The sequence below is a fragment of the Helicobacter pylori genome, assembly GCF_014496965.1.
Lineage (GTDB): Bacteria > Campylobacterota > Campylobacteria > Campylobacterales > Helicobacteraceae > Helicobacter > Helicobacter pylori_CZ.
In genome coordinates this window covers 34939-49766 of the sequence record NZ_JACTCR010000008.1, presented here as the reverse complement: position 1 = coordinate 49766, position 14828 = coordinate 34939, and the positions used below count along the sequence as shown (strand labels likewise).

12 protein-coding genes are annotated in these 14828 nt (G+C 39.9%); 8 read left to right on the top strand and 4 right to left on the bottom strand.

The genetic code is table 11. The features are described from left to right. Positions 1 to 3: 3 nt before the first annotated feature. The 5 genes from H7O61_RS04385 to H7O61_RS04365 all read left to right on the top strand — a co-directional run bounded on the left by H7O61_RS04385 (position 4) and on the right by H7O61_RS04365 (position 6271). Positions 4 to 1146, top strand: coding sequence for a cystathionine gamma-synthase (locus H7O61_RS04385; RefSeq protein WP_187875263.1), 1143 nt, complete (start codon positions 4 to 6; stop codon positions 1144 to 1146). Between the two features lie 37 nt (positions 1147 to 1183). After that, the gene (locus H7O61_RS04380) at positions 1184 to 1642 is read left to right on the top strand and encodes an S-ribosylhomocysteine lyase (RefSeq protein ID WP_000783587.1); all 459 of its coding nucleotides are present in this window, start codon (positions 1184 to 1186) and stop codon (positions 1640 to 1642) included. Between the two features lie 191 nt (positions 1643 to 1833). Next, entirely contained in the window at positions 1834 to 3546 is a 1713-nt protein-coding gene (locus tag H7O61_RS04375) for a bifunctional metallophosphatase/5'-nucleotidase (protein ID WP_331459585.1), read from the top strand. A gap of 212 nt (positions 3547 to 3758) precedes the next feature. After that, complete coding sequence (gene tlpB, locus H7O61_RS04370) at positions 3759 to 5456, top strand: methyl-accepting chemotaxis protein TlpB (protein ID WP_187875252.1); 1698 nt, start codon at positions 3759 to 3761, stop codon at positions 5454 to 5456. Between the two features lie 32 nt (positions 5457 to 5488). Further along, a complete protein-coding gene (locus H7O61_RS04365; protein WP_187875251.1) occupies positions 5489 to 6271 on the top strand; it encodes a glycosyltransferase family 2 protein in 783 nt (260 codons plus the stop codon). Here the strand turns inward: H7O61_RS04365 and H7O61_RS04360 are convergent. From H7O61_RS04360 to tlpA, 3 genes are all read right to left on the bottom strand, one after another. Further along, positions 6254 to 7015 carry an outer membrane beta-barrel protein gene (locus H7O61_RS04360; RefSeq protein WP_187875250.1) on the bottom strand — a complete coding sequence of 254 codons (762 nt, stop codon included), beginning with the start codon at positions 7013 to 7015 and terminating at the stop codon, positions 6254 to 6256. The genes H7O61_RS04365 and H7O61_RS04360 overlap by 18 nt on opposite strands. Before the next feature lie 216 nt (positions 7016 to 7231). Further along, on the bottom strand, positions 7232 to 8338 hold the full coding sequence (locus H7O61_RS04355; RefSeq protein WP_187875249.1) for an epoxyqueuosine reductase QueH: 1107 nt from the start codon (positions 8336 to 8338) through the stop codon (positions 7232 to 7234). Continuing rightward, a complete protein-coding gene (gene tlpA, locus H7O61_RS04350; RefSeq protein ID WP_187875248.1) occupies positions 8338 to 10365 on the bottom strand; it encodes a methyl-accepting chemotaxis protein TlpA in 2028 nt (675 codons plus the stop codon). The genes H7O61_RS04355 and tlpA overlap by 1 nt, the downstream gene beginning before the upstream one ends. 200 nt (positions 10366 to 10565) lie before the next feature. Here tlpA and thrC point away from each other — a divergent pair, with 200 nt between their 5' ends. Together thrC and H7O61_RS04340 are read left to right on the top strand one after the other, a co-directional pair. Then, positions 10566 to 12026, top strand: a complete 1461-nt coding sequence (gene thrC / locus H7O61_RS04345) for a threonine synthase (RefSeq protein WP_187875247.1) — start codon at positions 10566 to 10568, stop codon at positions 12024 to 12026. Positions 12027 to 12131: 105 nt separating this feature from the next. After that, the gene (locus H7O61_RS04340; RefSeq protein WP_187875246.1) at positions 12132 to 12845 is read left to right on the top strand and encodes a hypothetical protein; all 714 of its coding nucleotides are present in this window, start codon (positions 12132 to 12134) and stop codon (positions 12843 to 12845) included. 347 nt (positions 12846 to 13192) lie between these two features. Here H7O61_RS04340 and H7O61_RS04335 read toward each other — a convergent pair whose 3' ends face one another. After that, entirely contained in the window at positions 13193 to 14137 is a 945-nt protein-coding gene (locus tag H7O61_RS04335) for a D-2-hydroxyacid dehydrogenase (protein WP_187875245.1), read from the bottom strand. A gap of 72 nt (positions 14138 to 14209) precedes the next feature. Between H7O61_RS04335 and H7O61_RS04330 the strand changes: the two genes are divergently transcribed. Continuing rightward, positions 14210 to 14740 (top strand): hypothetical protein, encoded by a 531-nt coding sequence (locus H7O61_RS04330; RefSeq protein WP_001125838.1) that lies wholly within the window; start codon positions 14210 to 14212, stop codon positions 14738 to 14740. Positions 14741 to 14828: the final 88 nt, after the last annotated feature.

The following is a 14828-nucleotide window of genomic DNA, read 5'->3' as shown; positions in this document are numbered from 1 at the left end:
ACCATGCGCATGCAAACCAAATTAATCCATGGGGGCATTAGTGAGGACGCGACAACGGGGGCGGTGAGCGTGCCTATTTATCAAACTTCCACCTACCGCCAAGACGCCATAGGCCGCCACAAGGGCTATGAATACTCTCGCTCAGGCAACCCCACGCGCTTTGCTTTAGAAGAGCTCATCGCTGATTTAGAAGGGGGGGTTAAGGGGTTTGCTTTTGCCTCTGGACTAGCTGGGATCCACGCCGTTTTTTCCCTCTTGCAATCAGGCGATCATGTGTTATTGGGCGATGATGTTTATGGGGGGACTTTCCGCTTGTTTAATAAGGTGCTTTCTAAAAACGGGCTTTCTTGCACCATTATAGACACTAGCGACATATCCCAAATTAAAAAGGCTATCAAGCCCAACACCAAAGCCCTTTATTTAGAGACCCCTAGTAACCCCTTGCTTAAAATCACGGATTTAGCGCAATGCGCTAGTGTCGCTAAAGATCATGGTTTGCTCACTATCGTGGATAACACCTTTGCCACCCCCTATTGCCAAAACCCGCTTCTTTTAGGGGCGGACGTTGTGGTGCATAGCGGCACAAAATATTTAGGCGGGCATAGCGATGTGGTCGCTGGGCTTGTAACCACCAATAATGAAGCGCTAGCCCAAGAGATCGCCTTTTTCCAAAACGCTATCGGTGGGGTTTTAGGCCCTCAAGACAGCTGGCTGTTGCAAAGAGGGATTAAAACGCTGGGATTGCGCATGGAGGCCCATCAAAAAAACGCCCTTTGCGTGGCTGAATTTTTAGAAAAACACCCTAAAGTGGAAAGGGTTTATTACCCAGGCCTTCCCACCCACCCTAATTACGATCTAGCCAAAGCCCAAATGCGTGGCTTTAGCGGGATGCTCTCTTTCACCCTTAAAAATGACAGCGAGGCGGCTCTTTTTGTAGAAAGCCTTAAATTATTCATTTTAGGCGAGAGTTTGGGCGGGGTGGAAAGCTTGGTGGGGATTCCAGCGTTAATGACCCATGCGTGTATCCCTAAAGAGCAACGAGAAGCCGCCGGAATCAGAGATGGTTTGGTGCGCTTGTCTGTGGGGATTGAGCATGAACAGGATCTGTTAGAAGATTTAGAGCAAGCGTTCGCTAAAATAAGCTAAAGTTTCATTACAATTTATGAATAAAGGAGTTAAAAACATGAAAATGAATGTAGAGAGTTTCAATTTGGATCACACCAAAGTCAAAGCCCCTTATGTGCGTGTCGCTGATCGCAAAAAGGGCGTTAATGGGGATTTGATTGTCAAATACGATGTGCGCTTCAAGCAGCCCAACCAAGATCACATGGACATGCCAAGCCTACACTCTTTAGAGCATTTAGTCGCTGAAATCATCCGCAACCATGCCAATTATGTCGTGGATTGGTCGCCTATGGGTTGCCAAACGGGGTTTTATTTAACGGTGTTAAACCATGACAATTACACAGAGATTTTAGAGGTTTTAGAAAAGACGATGCAAGACGTGTTAAAGGCTAAAGAAGTGCCTGCCAGCAATGAAAAGCAATGCGGTTGGGCGGCTAACCACACTTTAGAGGGCGCACAGGATTTAGCGCGCGCTTTTTTGGACAAACGCGCTGAATGGTCTGAAGTGGGGGTTTGATGAATGGGGGGAATGATTTTACTCCCCTATCCCCTTACCCGTTTTACCCATTTACCCCCTTATCCGTTTTAGGCGTTACATGCCAATCAAAATCATCGCATCAGCGTTAATTTTATGTAAAAATAATGCTACGAATATCTTTCACTAGGAAAATTTCAATGAAAAAATTAATTTTAGCCGTCTTTTTCACGCTGGCGCTTTCAATATCGGCAAAAGAAGTCAAAATCGTGTTTTTGGAAACTTCAGACATTCATGGGCGGCTTTTTTCGTATGATTATGCCGTGGGGGAGCAAAAACCCAATAATGGTTTGACAAGGATTGCGACTTTAATCAAAAAGCAGAGGGCTGAAAATAAAAACGTGATTTTGATTGACAGCGGAGATTTGTTGCAAGGTAATAGCGCGGAGTTGTTTAATAATGAGCCTATCCACCCATTAGTTCGAGCCGAAAACGATTTGAAATTTGATATTCGTGTGCTTGGCAATCACGAGTTCAATTTCAGTAAAGATTTTTTAGAAAAAAATATCAAGGGGTTTAATGGCGATGTCGTGAATGCGAATATCATTAAAACTGCGGACAATAAGCCGTTTGTAAAACCTTATGTGATTAAAAAAATTGATGGCGTGAGGGTGGCGGTTGTGGGGTTTTTGGTGCCGCATGTCCCAACTTGGGAGGCCTCTACGCCTGAACATTTTGCAGGGTTGAAGTTTTTGGACGCTGAAGAAGCGCTAAAAAAGACCTTGAGTGAGTTAAAAGGGAAGTATGATATTTTGATTGGCGCTTTTCATTTGGGGCGAGAAGATGAGAAAGGTGGCGATGGGATACCGGATTTGGCGAAAAAATTCCCGCAATTTGACATCATTTTTGCCGGGCATGAGCATGCGGTTTATAACACCAAAGTAGGGAAAGTGCATACCATTGAGCCTGGAGCGTATGGGGCTTATCTGGCAAAGGGCGTGGTGGTGTTTGACACCCAAACGAAGAAAAAAACCATAACGACTGAAAATTTACCCACTAAAGATATTCCAGAAGATGAAGAATTAGCGAAAAAATACGAATATGTGGATAAAAAATCAAAAGAATACGCTAATGAAGTGGTTGGCGAAGTGACAAAAACCTTTATTGACAGGCCTGATTTTATTACAGGAGAAGAAAAAATCACCACGATGCCAACCGCCGCCTTGCAAGAAACACCGGTAATAGAATTGATCAACAAAGTCCAAAAATATTACGCAAACGCCGATGTTTCAGCGGCAGCCTTGTTCAATTTTGGGGCAAATTTGAAAAAAGGGCCTTTCAAAAGGAAAGATGTTGCCTACATTTATAAGTTCGCTAATACGCTCATTGGGGTGCGTATCACGGGTGAAAACCTGTTGAAATACATGGAATGGTCGTATAAATTTTACAACCAGTTGCAACCGGGCGATTTGACGATCAGTTTTAATGAAAATGTTCGTGGCTATAACTTTGACATGTTTTCTGGCGTGAAATACCAAGTTGACGTTACCAAACCCGCCGGACAAAGAATCATTAATCCGACAATTAACGGAAAACCCATTAACCCTAAAGCAACGTATAAATTAGCGATCAACAATTACCGATTCGGGACGTTATCCACGACTTTAAAGCTGGTTACAGACGCTGATAGGTATTATGATTCTTACGATGCATTGCAAGATAACGGGCAAATACGGGATTTGATTATTAAATACATCACTGAAGAAAAAGGCAAGAAAGTAACGCCTGAACTGGAACATAACTGGGAAATCATCAACTACGATTTCAAAAACCCATTGTTGGAAAGATTGGCAGAAAAATTAAAAGAGGGGAGCATCAAAATCCCCACTTCAAAAGACGGGAGGACTTTGAACGTCAAATCCATTAAGGAAAGTGAAGTTGAATAAGATTTTTTATTTTTATTATTTTATTTTTAAGCCTAACTTAAAAAAGGGTGTTCTATAATTGTAAATTGTTGGTTTTTCACTTTTTCAGCGGTTTTCAAACAACCGGGGTTTAATTTTACTTTGCGTCTCTCATTTTTCGGGGGGGGGGGGGGGCATTTGGAGGCTAAACTCTCAAATTAGGGTTTGACTTAAAAATGATTGATAGGAGATAAATGATGTTTGCTTCAGTATTTGCTTCGCTAGGGACTCGCATTATGTTTGTCGTGCTAGCCGCTCTTTTAGGTTTAGGGGGGCTTTTTATTGGTTTTGTAAAGGTTATGCAAAAAGATGTGTTAGCGCAACTCATGGAGCATTTAGAAACCGGGCAATACAAAAAGCGTGAAAAAACGCTCGCTTACATGACAAAAATTATTGAACAGGGCATTCATGAGTATTACAAAAGTTTTGATAATGCTACTGCAAGAAAAATGGCGTTAGATTATTTCAAACGCATTAACGACGATAAGGGCATGATTTATATGGTGGTGGTGGATAAAAACGGAGTGGTATTGTTTGATCCGGTCAATCCTAAAACCGTAGGTCAATCAGGGCTTGACGCTCAGAGCGTTGATGGGGTGTATTATGTTAGGGGGTATTTGGAAGCGGCTAAAAAAGGGGGAGGCTACACTTATTATAAAATGCCTAAATACGATGGAGGCGTGCCGGAGAAAAAATTCGCCTACTCGCATTATGATGAAGTGTCTCAAATGGTGATCGCAACGACTTCTTATTACACTGACATTAACACAGAAAATAAAGCGATTAAAGAAGGCGTAAATAAGGTTTTTAATGAAAACACCACGAAATTATTCCTTTGGATACTGACAGCGACGATAGCGTTAGTGGTTTTGACGCTCATATACGCTAAATTAAGGATCGTGAAACGCATTGACGAATTGGTCCTTAAAATCAACGCTTTCAGCCATGGGGATAAGGATTTGAGGGCCAAAATTGATGTGGATGATCGCAACGATGAAATCTCGCAAGTGGGCCGTGGGGTCAATTTGTTTGTGGAGAACGCCCGCTTGATTATGGAAGAGATTAAAGGGATTTCCACCCTCAATAAAACTTCAATGGATAAATTAGTCCAAATCACGCAAGAAACCCAAAAGAGCATGGAAAATTCATCAACCACCCTAAATTCCGTAAAAAATAAAGCCACTGATATAGCGAGCATGATGAATGCTTCCATAGAGCAATCTCAAGGGTTAAGGAAGCGTTTGATTGAAACGCAAGCGCTTGTCAAAGAGAGTAAGGATGCGATCGGGGATTTATTTTCTCAAATCATAGAGAGCGCGCACACTGAAGAGGAACTCTCTAGCCAAGTGGAGCAATTAAGCCGTAACGCTGATGATGTCAAATCCATTTTGGATATTATCAATGATATTGCCGATCAAACGAATCTATTAGCCCTAAATGCCGCTATTGAAGCCGCAAGGGCCGGCGAGCATGGCAGAGGCTTTGCGGTGGTGGCTGATGAAGTCAGGAATTTAGCCGGGCGCACTCAAAAGTCTTTAGCCGAAATCAATTCCACTATCATGGTGATTGTCCAAGAAATCAACGCCGTGAGTTCGCAAATGAATCTCAATTCGCAAAAAATGGAACGCTTGAGCGATATGAGTAAAAGCGTGCAAGAAACTTACGAAAAAATGAGTTCTAATCTAAGCTCAGTCGTGCGAGATAGCAATCAAAGCATGGACGATTACGCCAAATCCGGACGCCAAATTGAAGCTATGGTAAGCGATTTTGCAGAAGTGGAAAAAGTGGCTTCTAAAACCTTAGCGGATTCTTCAGATATTTTAAACATCGCCACGCATGTGAGCGGAACGACCATGAATTTAGACAAACAAGTGAATTTGTTTAAAACTTAATCAGGGGGAGTTTATCAAAAAAGAGGGTTGGATTGTTAAAAGTTTCTGTGATCACGGCGTGTTTTAATAGCGAAAAAACCATTGAAGACACCATTCTTTCCGTGCTTAATCAAACTTATCAAAACATTGAATACATCATTATAGATGGGGCTAGTGCGGATGGCACTTTAGAAATCATTCAAAAATATAAAGATAAAATCGCTTGTGCAATAAGTGAAAAAGATGAGGGCATTTATGACGCTATGAATAAAGGCATAAAGCGTTCTAGTGGGGATATTATCGCTTTATTGAATAGCGATGATTTTTACAAAGATGAGTTTGTGGTAGAAAAAGTGGTGCATGAGTTTGAAAACAAAAATTGCGATAGCGTGTATGCGGATCTGGTGTTTGTCAAACCTGATTGTTTAGAAAAAGTGGTCCGTTATTATGAAAGCGGGGAGTTTGACCCTAAAACCTTGCTTTATGGCGTGGTGCCAGCGCACCCCACGCTTTTTGTCAAAAAAGCCATTTATGAACGCTATGGGCTTTACAAAACCGATTATAAAATTTCAGCGGATTTTGAGATGATCATCCGCTTGTTTGTGGTGCAAAAAATAAGCTTTTCTTATTTGAAAGAAGTGTTGGTCATCATGCGCACCGGTGGGGTTAGCGCAAGGGGGTTTAAAAGCCTTTTATTAAGGAATAAAGAAAATTTGAGAGCGTGCCAAGAAAACGGCATTCAAGCGAATGTTTTTTCCATGCTTTTAAAATACCCCAGAAAGATCATGGGCTTATTTAAAAGGGGATCTAAAGGGAGTCTAAAACGAAACGATTAAAGAAAGGTTAGCGTTGAATCGTGGTTTGAATCTTTCTTGATGGTTATTGTAGGTGTAAAAAACATTCCTCACTAAAGGCATTTCAATCCCAAACTGCAAAGACAAATAGCCGATAAAATCCACGATAAAACCGAAGCGAAAGGGGGCTTGGAAAAAGGTTTTCTTGGTTCTTGGGATGATTGTTGTGATAGCGCCGGATTTAATCGTATCCACCAATAACACCCCTTGCTCTAAAGCGATTCCTAAATAACTCCTAAAACGATAGGTTTTTTTATCCACAAAAATCCAAGAAAAATCTAACGCGCCCCCGTAATTTTGCACCATTAGGATTTGAGGTTGGGAGAGCGAAACGGAATGGGAATAGTTATAGACGCTAAAGATTCTAAAACCGACTTTAGGGTGGTTTCTTAAAAAATGCTCTAAGCCCGTAGCGGTATTAAACCCTATGCTATTGGCTACAAGAGTTAAGGTTTGGTTAGAAGTTGAAAAAGTGGCTTGCGAATAGTTGTATCCAAAAATAAAGAAAAATTTAAGGCTTTTTTCCAAAGCCCTTTTTAAGATTTGCTGGTTTTTGTCTAAGATTTGCTGTTTTTCATTGTTTTTTTCAACAATTAGGGGCTTAGGTTTGTCGTATTCATTCTTGTTTTTAAAATTTTCCAAGAATTGAGACCAAGTGATCTCTTTAGCTTCTAAAAAGAGTGGGTTCAACGATAAAAAGAGATAAATACTAAATAGAGTTTTCAAATACAGCCTTAAACTTTTTACGGCTATTGTGCCTAATTATCTTAAATTGACTTTAAATTACTTGCATGTTTTGACTGAGTATGACCCCCACTTACACGCAACGCTATATTTTAAACGATATATTGTTTTAGGTTTTGTTCCCATCAAGCATGGATAACTAAAACCAACTTTAATGATTTTTCATTACGAGAATTTATCGCTCCATTAAAGTTTAGCTTAGAGCAAATAAAACACCTTTTCTTCTTGAAAAACGCTTTTAATTTCTACAAAAAGGGTTTTTTCTATGCGTTCTTCTAGCACGATAATAGGGTTAATACTCTCGCTTCCGCTCACTAACGCCCTTAAAGACAACTCTTCTTCATAATTTAAGGGGTTAAGGTTTAACTCTTTTAAATTTTCGTAGTTTTTTGCCATAAGAGCATTAAGGCCTTCTAAAGTTAAAAACAAGGTTTCATCTCTTTGGCTATAACCTACTAGCGCGTTTAAACGCTGGGAAAAAACCCACCTTAAATCGTTGATCCTTACTTTAGCCTTACTTTTAGAGCGCGCCAGAATATAGCAATTCAAGGGGTTTGAATTTTTAGAAAGCCACACGCCCCCACTTAATAAGCGGTAAGTTGCGATCGTTTTTTGGGCTAAAGAAGGCTTGTTAGCACCCTTTTTAGCTGCATCTAGCGCTCTAAAAACTTGCGTCCTTTCTTCAATACTTGCGGGTAAAATCTGGCGTTTTAAGGGCGAGTAAAGCTCAAAGGGGCTTCTGTTTTGGGATTCTTTTTGGATTTTTAAAGCGAATTGGCAACCGCAATAATTTTGCCGATAAAGCTCGTTTTCTCTCGCCAAAGCTTGCAAGTTTAAATCCAACTCGCTTTTAAAATGTTCAAAATTATCGTTTCTAAACACAACAAATTCCAAATTGTGCCTTTGCGCGATGTGTTGCCCCTTAGCGATGAGCTGGTTAGGGTCTTTTTTAGGGCTTGTGAGTAAGGTGGTGGTGAATTTTTCTTCCCCTAATTCAAAGGCTTTCAACGCGCTCGCTTCTAATCGTAAATCAAAGCACTCAAAACAGCGCTCGCTTTTTTCCCCTAACAATTCCTTACCCTTAGCTTTGTCTAAAAATTTTTCTAATTCATAATCGCCCTCAAGCAATTCAATTTCTAGCATCTCGCAAGTGCGTTTCACATCCTCTAAACGCAACAAGTATTCGCTATAAGGGTGGATATTGGGGTTATAAAAAAACCCTACAATTTTTTCACCCGCAAAAGCCTCTTTAGCCTTTTTTAAAAAATAGAGGTTATCCACCGAACAGCAAATATGAATGAGCATTAAAACTGCTTTTTATTCACATCTTCTAAAATATCGTTAGAGACCTTGTCAATTTCTTGACTGATTTCTAAAGAATCGCTAGCGATTTTTAGATTGCCCTCAGTAATTGATCTTAAGGCTTCAATAGAAGCGTTGATTTCTTCTACTTCTTTAACCTGGTTTTTAATGCTCTCGCTCGTGTCTGAAATGCTTTGAACTAAAATATTGATATTGGCTTCAATCTCGCTGAGCGATTTTTGCGTCCTTTCAGCGAGCTTTCTCACTTCATCAGCCACCACCGCAAAGCCTCTGCCATGCTCGCCGGCCCTTGCGGCTTCAATAGCGGCGTTTAGGGCTAAAAGATTGGTTTGATCGGCAATATCTCTAATGATTTCTACAATGCTTTTAATGTCTTGGCCTTGTTCAATCATGGCTTCACTTTGAGAGCTCACGCCTTGAATGGAAGTGGTGATATTTTCTATCGTTTTAGAAGTTTCCATCAAGCTTTTGTGTTGGGAGTTTGAAGCCTTTTCTAAATTTTGCACGCATTCTTTTAAATTCGCGCTATCGTTCGCTAAATCTTTGGCAAAATTAGACGAAGTTTCTAGCATTTTTTGGATTTCTTGCCCTAAAGCGTTAGTAACCAGTTCCACCCTACCCGAAGCGTTTTGGATCCGGCCTCTAAAATCCAAACCAGAATAGCTTTCAAAGATTTTGAAAATGCTTGGCATGTGAGTCCCTACGCTTTCTTGCAAATAATCCATGATCCCATTTAGCGCATCTCTCAATTCTTTCAGATCAGGGCTTGCGGGCTCAGCCGTGATGCGCACCGCAAAATTCCCTGCTTTCACATCTGAAACCACTTTAATGGTGTCTTGGACGGCTTGCCTGTCTTCTTGCATGATTTTTTGGGTTTGCAAGATATTTTTATTGATCGCTGTTTGCATGCGTCCTAATTCATCATTAGATTTCGCTTCAATCAATTTAATACCGCTGGAATTGGCTTGATTGTTCAATAATTTGAAGAAATGAGATAAGGTGCTAGAAACGACTTCCAAACGATTGCTCACAATCGCTCGCATTAAGAGAGTGATCGCTATAATCAAGGCTAACACCATGATAGCGCTCGCTACGATCACCACAAAACGCACCGAGCCTACTTGCTCATAGACCTTGTCTTTTTCAATGATTAAAGCGATCATCCAATTAAGATTGTCTTTACTTTCTGTTTTGCCTAGCATTTTAAAGGTTTCAACGGCTAAAAAATTTTCCTTATGGCTAAAGGGATCTAGGTATTCTAAAGTCGCTTTAGAGCCGTTTTCTAAAATAGCCATCACTTCATTAGTGGCTTTAGGCACGCTCTTATAAATTTCTGCGATGGATTTGTCTTGCAAACTCTTATTCGCGCTCAAAAGCACTTTACCTTTAGTGCCAATTAAAAACAAATCGCTCCTGTTTTTAGTGATTTCATTACTGAAGCTATCAATGGAAAAGAAAATCATCAAAGCCCCTACAACCTCTTGAGTGTTTTCATTCAATAAAGGTAAAAGAACATCAACCCCATAAACTTCCGCCCCATTAGGCATTTTCCTATAATAAGGCAAGCTTTTAGAAATTTCTTTATTTTTCATCGTTTTTTGCACTAAAGGGTTATTCCCCAATGACGGATTTTCCACCAACTTAATCGTATCGTTATCCCTTAAAAGCGTTAATCTTAAATCTTCTCTGTCTTTAAAAAACATGTTCACCCCAGCGACATGCGAATTGGCTAAAATGAAGTTTTTTAACAAGTGGATTTTGATTTCTCTTTTGGTGTCTTTAGGGAGCATTTCTTTGACAATGCCCATGCTCGTATAAGTGTTTTCCAAAACCCCTTGCACTTCCTTAACCTTGAAATGCAAACTATCTTGCATAGAATGCAGAGCGCTTTCTTTTAAAATCTCTTTCACCCTGCTGTTTAAGGACACCCCTAAAATGCTCACGCACACGATCACAATCAACGCCACGCACAATATGATTTTATTACCGATACTCAAACCTTTAGACAAAACACAACCTTACTATGATGAAATTTTTTGCCCATTTGCGGCAAAATTTTAAACCGCATTATAGTATTATAAGCATAAATCAAAAATTAAATTGGATTTAAAAGACGATCAATCACTCTCATCAAAAAACCATTTTAAGGTTGCATTCGCTCTTTTAGGGTATGCTACGACTTGAAATTAAAATATAAAAAGGAATCACCATGCCTTTTGTCCCCACGCGTTCTTTGAAAGAAAAAAAGATTGATTTTATTGAAGCAATATTAAACCCCAACGCCCCAAAAGGCGGGCTTTACACTCTAGAGCGTTTTGAAACATTAGAATGGCAGGATTGTTTGAATCTGAGCTATAACGAGCTGGTAGAATGCGTGTTTGAGCGGTTAGGATTAGAGATTCCTAAGGGTTTATTAACAAGCGCTTTAAAACGCTATGAAAATTTTGATAACCCTAAAAATCCAGCCCCTATTTTTGCGCTCAATGAAAGGCTTTTTGTCCAAGAGCTCTACCATGGGCCTAGTTTGGCGTTTAAAGACATGGCGTTACAGCCTTTAGCGAGCTTGTTTTCTAATCTAGCGGTGGGGAAAAACGAAAAGTATTTGGTGTTAGTATCCACGAGCGGGGATACCGGCCCTGCGACTTTAGAAGGTTTAGCGGGCATGCCTAATGTTTTTGTGGTGTGTTTATACCCCAAAGACGGCACAAGCTTAGTCCAAAAGCTCCAAATGGTAACCCAAAGCGCTAGCAATTTAAAGGTGTTTGGGGTGAGTGGGGATTTTGATGATGCGCAAAACGCGCTCAAAAACCTTTTAAAAGACGACGATTTTAACGAAGTGCTAAAAACGCGCCAATTAAAATTAAGCGTGGCTAATTCCGTGAATTTTGGGCGCATCGCTTTTCAAATCGTCTATCATATTTGGGGCTTTTTAGAATTGTATAAAAAAGGGGCGATCAATTCTAAAGAAAAAATCACCCTAGCCATACCTAGCGGTAATTTTGGGAACGCTTTAGGGGCGTTTTACGCTCAAAAAATGGGCTTGAATATCGCTAAAATCAAGGTCGTAACCAACAGCAACGATGTTTTAAGGGAGTTTATAGAGACAGGCCGTTACGATTTGACTAAGCGCTCTTTAAAGCAAACCTACTCGCCGGCTATGGATATTTTAAAAAGCTCCAATGTGGAAAGAGCGCTTTTTAGCCTTTTTGGGTTTGAACGAACGCTAGAATTGATGCAAGCTTTAGAAGAAGAGAAATTTTATGCCTTAAAGCCTAAAGAATTAGCCCTTTTACAGGAGCATTTTTCTTGTGCGAGCTGCTCAGATGAAGATTGTTTGAAAACGATCCAAGAAGTTTATGCAGAGCACCAATACCTGATTGACCCCCACACCGCCACCGCTTTAAACGCCAGCTTGAAAACCAACGAAAAAACCCTTGTTTCTGCCACCGCTTCTTATGAAAAATTCCCTAGAACCACCCTTTTAGCCCTGAATGAGCAAAAGAAAAACGATAACGATAAAGCCGCCCTAGAAACGCTTAAAAACAGCTACAATACCCCGGATAGCCAACGCCTTGATGATTTGTTTGAAAGAGGGATCAAGCATCAAGAAGTTTTAAAACTCAATGAGATCAAATCTTCTATCCTTTTGTGGCTAGAAAACACGCATTAGAGCTTTTTTTACGCTTTTAACCTTGATAAAAGTTACATTTTAAGTTAAAACACACTATAATAAATAAACTCTAAACGAAAGTTAAACTGAATGAAAGGAGTTTGGATGAGAAAAATCGTTTTAGTAGCGATAGCCTTACTGATAAGTGGTTGCGCGAGCTATAAGATCACGCCTGAACATGTTACTTCCTATAACAATGGGATTCAAGTGATGACTTCCACGCAAGCCAAGTCTAAAGTCCAGTTAGAAATCGCTCAAAGCAAATTAAAAGGCTTGAATGAATCCCCATTAGTGCTGTATGTGGCGGCGCAAGTTTTAGAGGGAAAACCTGTAGTGTTTAGCCGTAAAGCCATTTCGGTGTCTATCAATCAAACGAGTTTACCGGTCTTAAGCCTAAGACAGGTGATGAAGTCTAGTTTTGATTTTGAAGGCATTTTACAAAGCTTTAATATCAGCGTGCCAACCGCCCCTATTGATAATATCAATATGATCACCCCGCCCATGTTTTATTACGGGCAAGGGAGTTTTTTAGCTTATAACGGCATGATGTATGGGGGAATGGGCATGTATGGGCCAGGCTTTGGCATGATGATGATGGATGATGTAGAAGAGCAAGAAGTCATGCAAGAAAGCCGCCAAGCTTTAAAAATCCTAGCGATCAATTATCTTAAAAACAACACCCTTAACGTTGAAGGTAAGGCTAGGGGAGGGTTTGTGGTAGTGGATACCAAAAACCTTAAAACCCCGGGTGTGGTGGTGGTTAAAGTCTTTTTAGAAGATGAAATCCACACCTTTAAAATTGATATTTCTAAGATGTGATTATCCCCTTTAAAACCTTTAGGTCAATCCACCTAAAGGTTTTTTCTTAATTTGGTTAAAAACCATTAAACCTTACTCCGTTGTTTAGATTTTATCCCACTAGTGCAAAAAACTCTGTCCTTTAGGGTGCAAGAGTGCATAGCCGTTAGGCTATATTCAAAGCTAAAAGAGGTTAAAATCCTCTTTTATAGGGCAGAAAATACCCATGCAGACTTTAAAGAGCCTTTCGTGTTAGCATTCAATGGAATGCTTTAGTTAGGAACCCTTGCTTTAGAAAGGGGCGCTTTCACGGCAAAAGAGGAGAAAAGCGGGGAGAAAAACCCAACAAAAAACCCCTTTTTTTGCGTTTATTTTTGAGAAGCTAAAAAATCCTGGATATTTTCTTTGGTTTTTTCTACTAAGGTTTTCAAGCTGTCGCTATACGCCCATGCGATATGGGGGGTTAAAAGCAATTTATTTTGGATCTTTGGGTTCAAAAACGCATGATCTTTTTCAAAAGGCTCTTTCACAAACACATCGCTCCCGTAATACAAATCTTTGGTTTCTAAAATTCCAGCCAGATCCTTTTCATTCACAATGCCCCCACGCCCCACATTGATTAAAATCGCCCCGTCTTTTAGGCTTTGCAATTCCTTTAGAGCGATTAAATCGCGTGTGCTTTCATTTAAGGGGGCATGAATGCTAATAATATCGCTTGTTGTGAGCAGATCTTTTAAACTCAAGCGCTCATACTCTTCTTTTTTGTCTTTAGGGGAATAATACACCACCCTTGCCCCGAAAGCTTGAGCGAGCTTGGCGACTCTTTTACCGATTGTGCCTAAACCAATAACCCCCCATTGACTCCCTTTAATAAGCCCCATTTTAATATCGCTAATGTGCGTAAAAATATCGCTTTGACTATATTCCCCGCTTTTGCAATAATGATCGTAATCGTTGATTCTCCCTAGCAAAGACAACGCGCACGCTAAAGTGTGCTGGGCTACGGATTCTGTAGAATAAGCGCTCACGTTTTTGACTTCTATGCCTAAAGTTTTCGCGCTTTTTATATCCACATTATCCGTGCCTGTAGCGGTGATGCAAATGAGTTTGAGTTTAGGCAATTGGCTTAAAACCTCTTGGGTGATAACGACTTTATTCAATACCATGATTTCAGATTCAATAGAGCGTTCAACGATTTGACTAGGCAGAGTAACCTCATAAAAATCAAAATCCGCCACTTCTTTTAAAACTTCTAGCGCTTTTAACCCCACGCTTTTAGCGTCTAATACCACGCCTTTTTTGAATGTTTTCATCTCTATACTCCTAGATTTAATTTTAAAGTTATATAATTAAACCACAAAATCCTTTTTTAAAAGAAACTAAACATGCCAAAACCCAAGAAAAACACCCTCCCCTGTAGCCTTTCTGTCAAAATGTCTTATTTCATGCGTCTTCTCATTAAATGGCGCACCCGCTCTTTAAGCCATAAAATGATGACTCTAGTTCAAATTTTAAGCATTCTGGCTTTAGCGAGCAAGGCCAGTGAAGATTTAGAAGAGCAGCTCAAAAAAATCAAAGATTACATTTATAGAACCCTAAACGCTAAAATCGCATCTGATGTGTATGACCGGGTGCTTATTTTAGTGAATGAATATTGCACTAATGAAGAATTGTTTGATAAAGAGAGCGTTAAAATTTCAGATCTACTCATTCAAGACATTCAGCTTTACGCTTTAGTGGATGAAATGCTTAAAGAAGACAAATACCAGGTCCAGCACACCATTTTAAAGGGTATCATCAAGCGCAAATACGACGAAGCCTACTCGCTCAATAGCGAAGACAGGATTCTTTTAGAATACCAAGAACGCTTGCTAGAACCCTCATACGCGTCTTTTTCAAATAAAAAATTCAAATGATTTGAAAGCGTTATTCCGCTTTTTAGGTTTTTATTGAAAAAGGGCTTTAAAATGAGCTAAAATGAGCGTTTTATTTGACAATATAAAG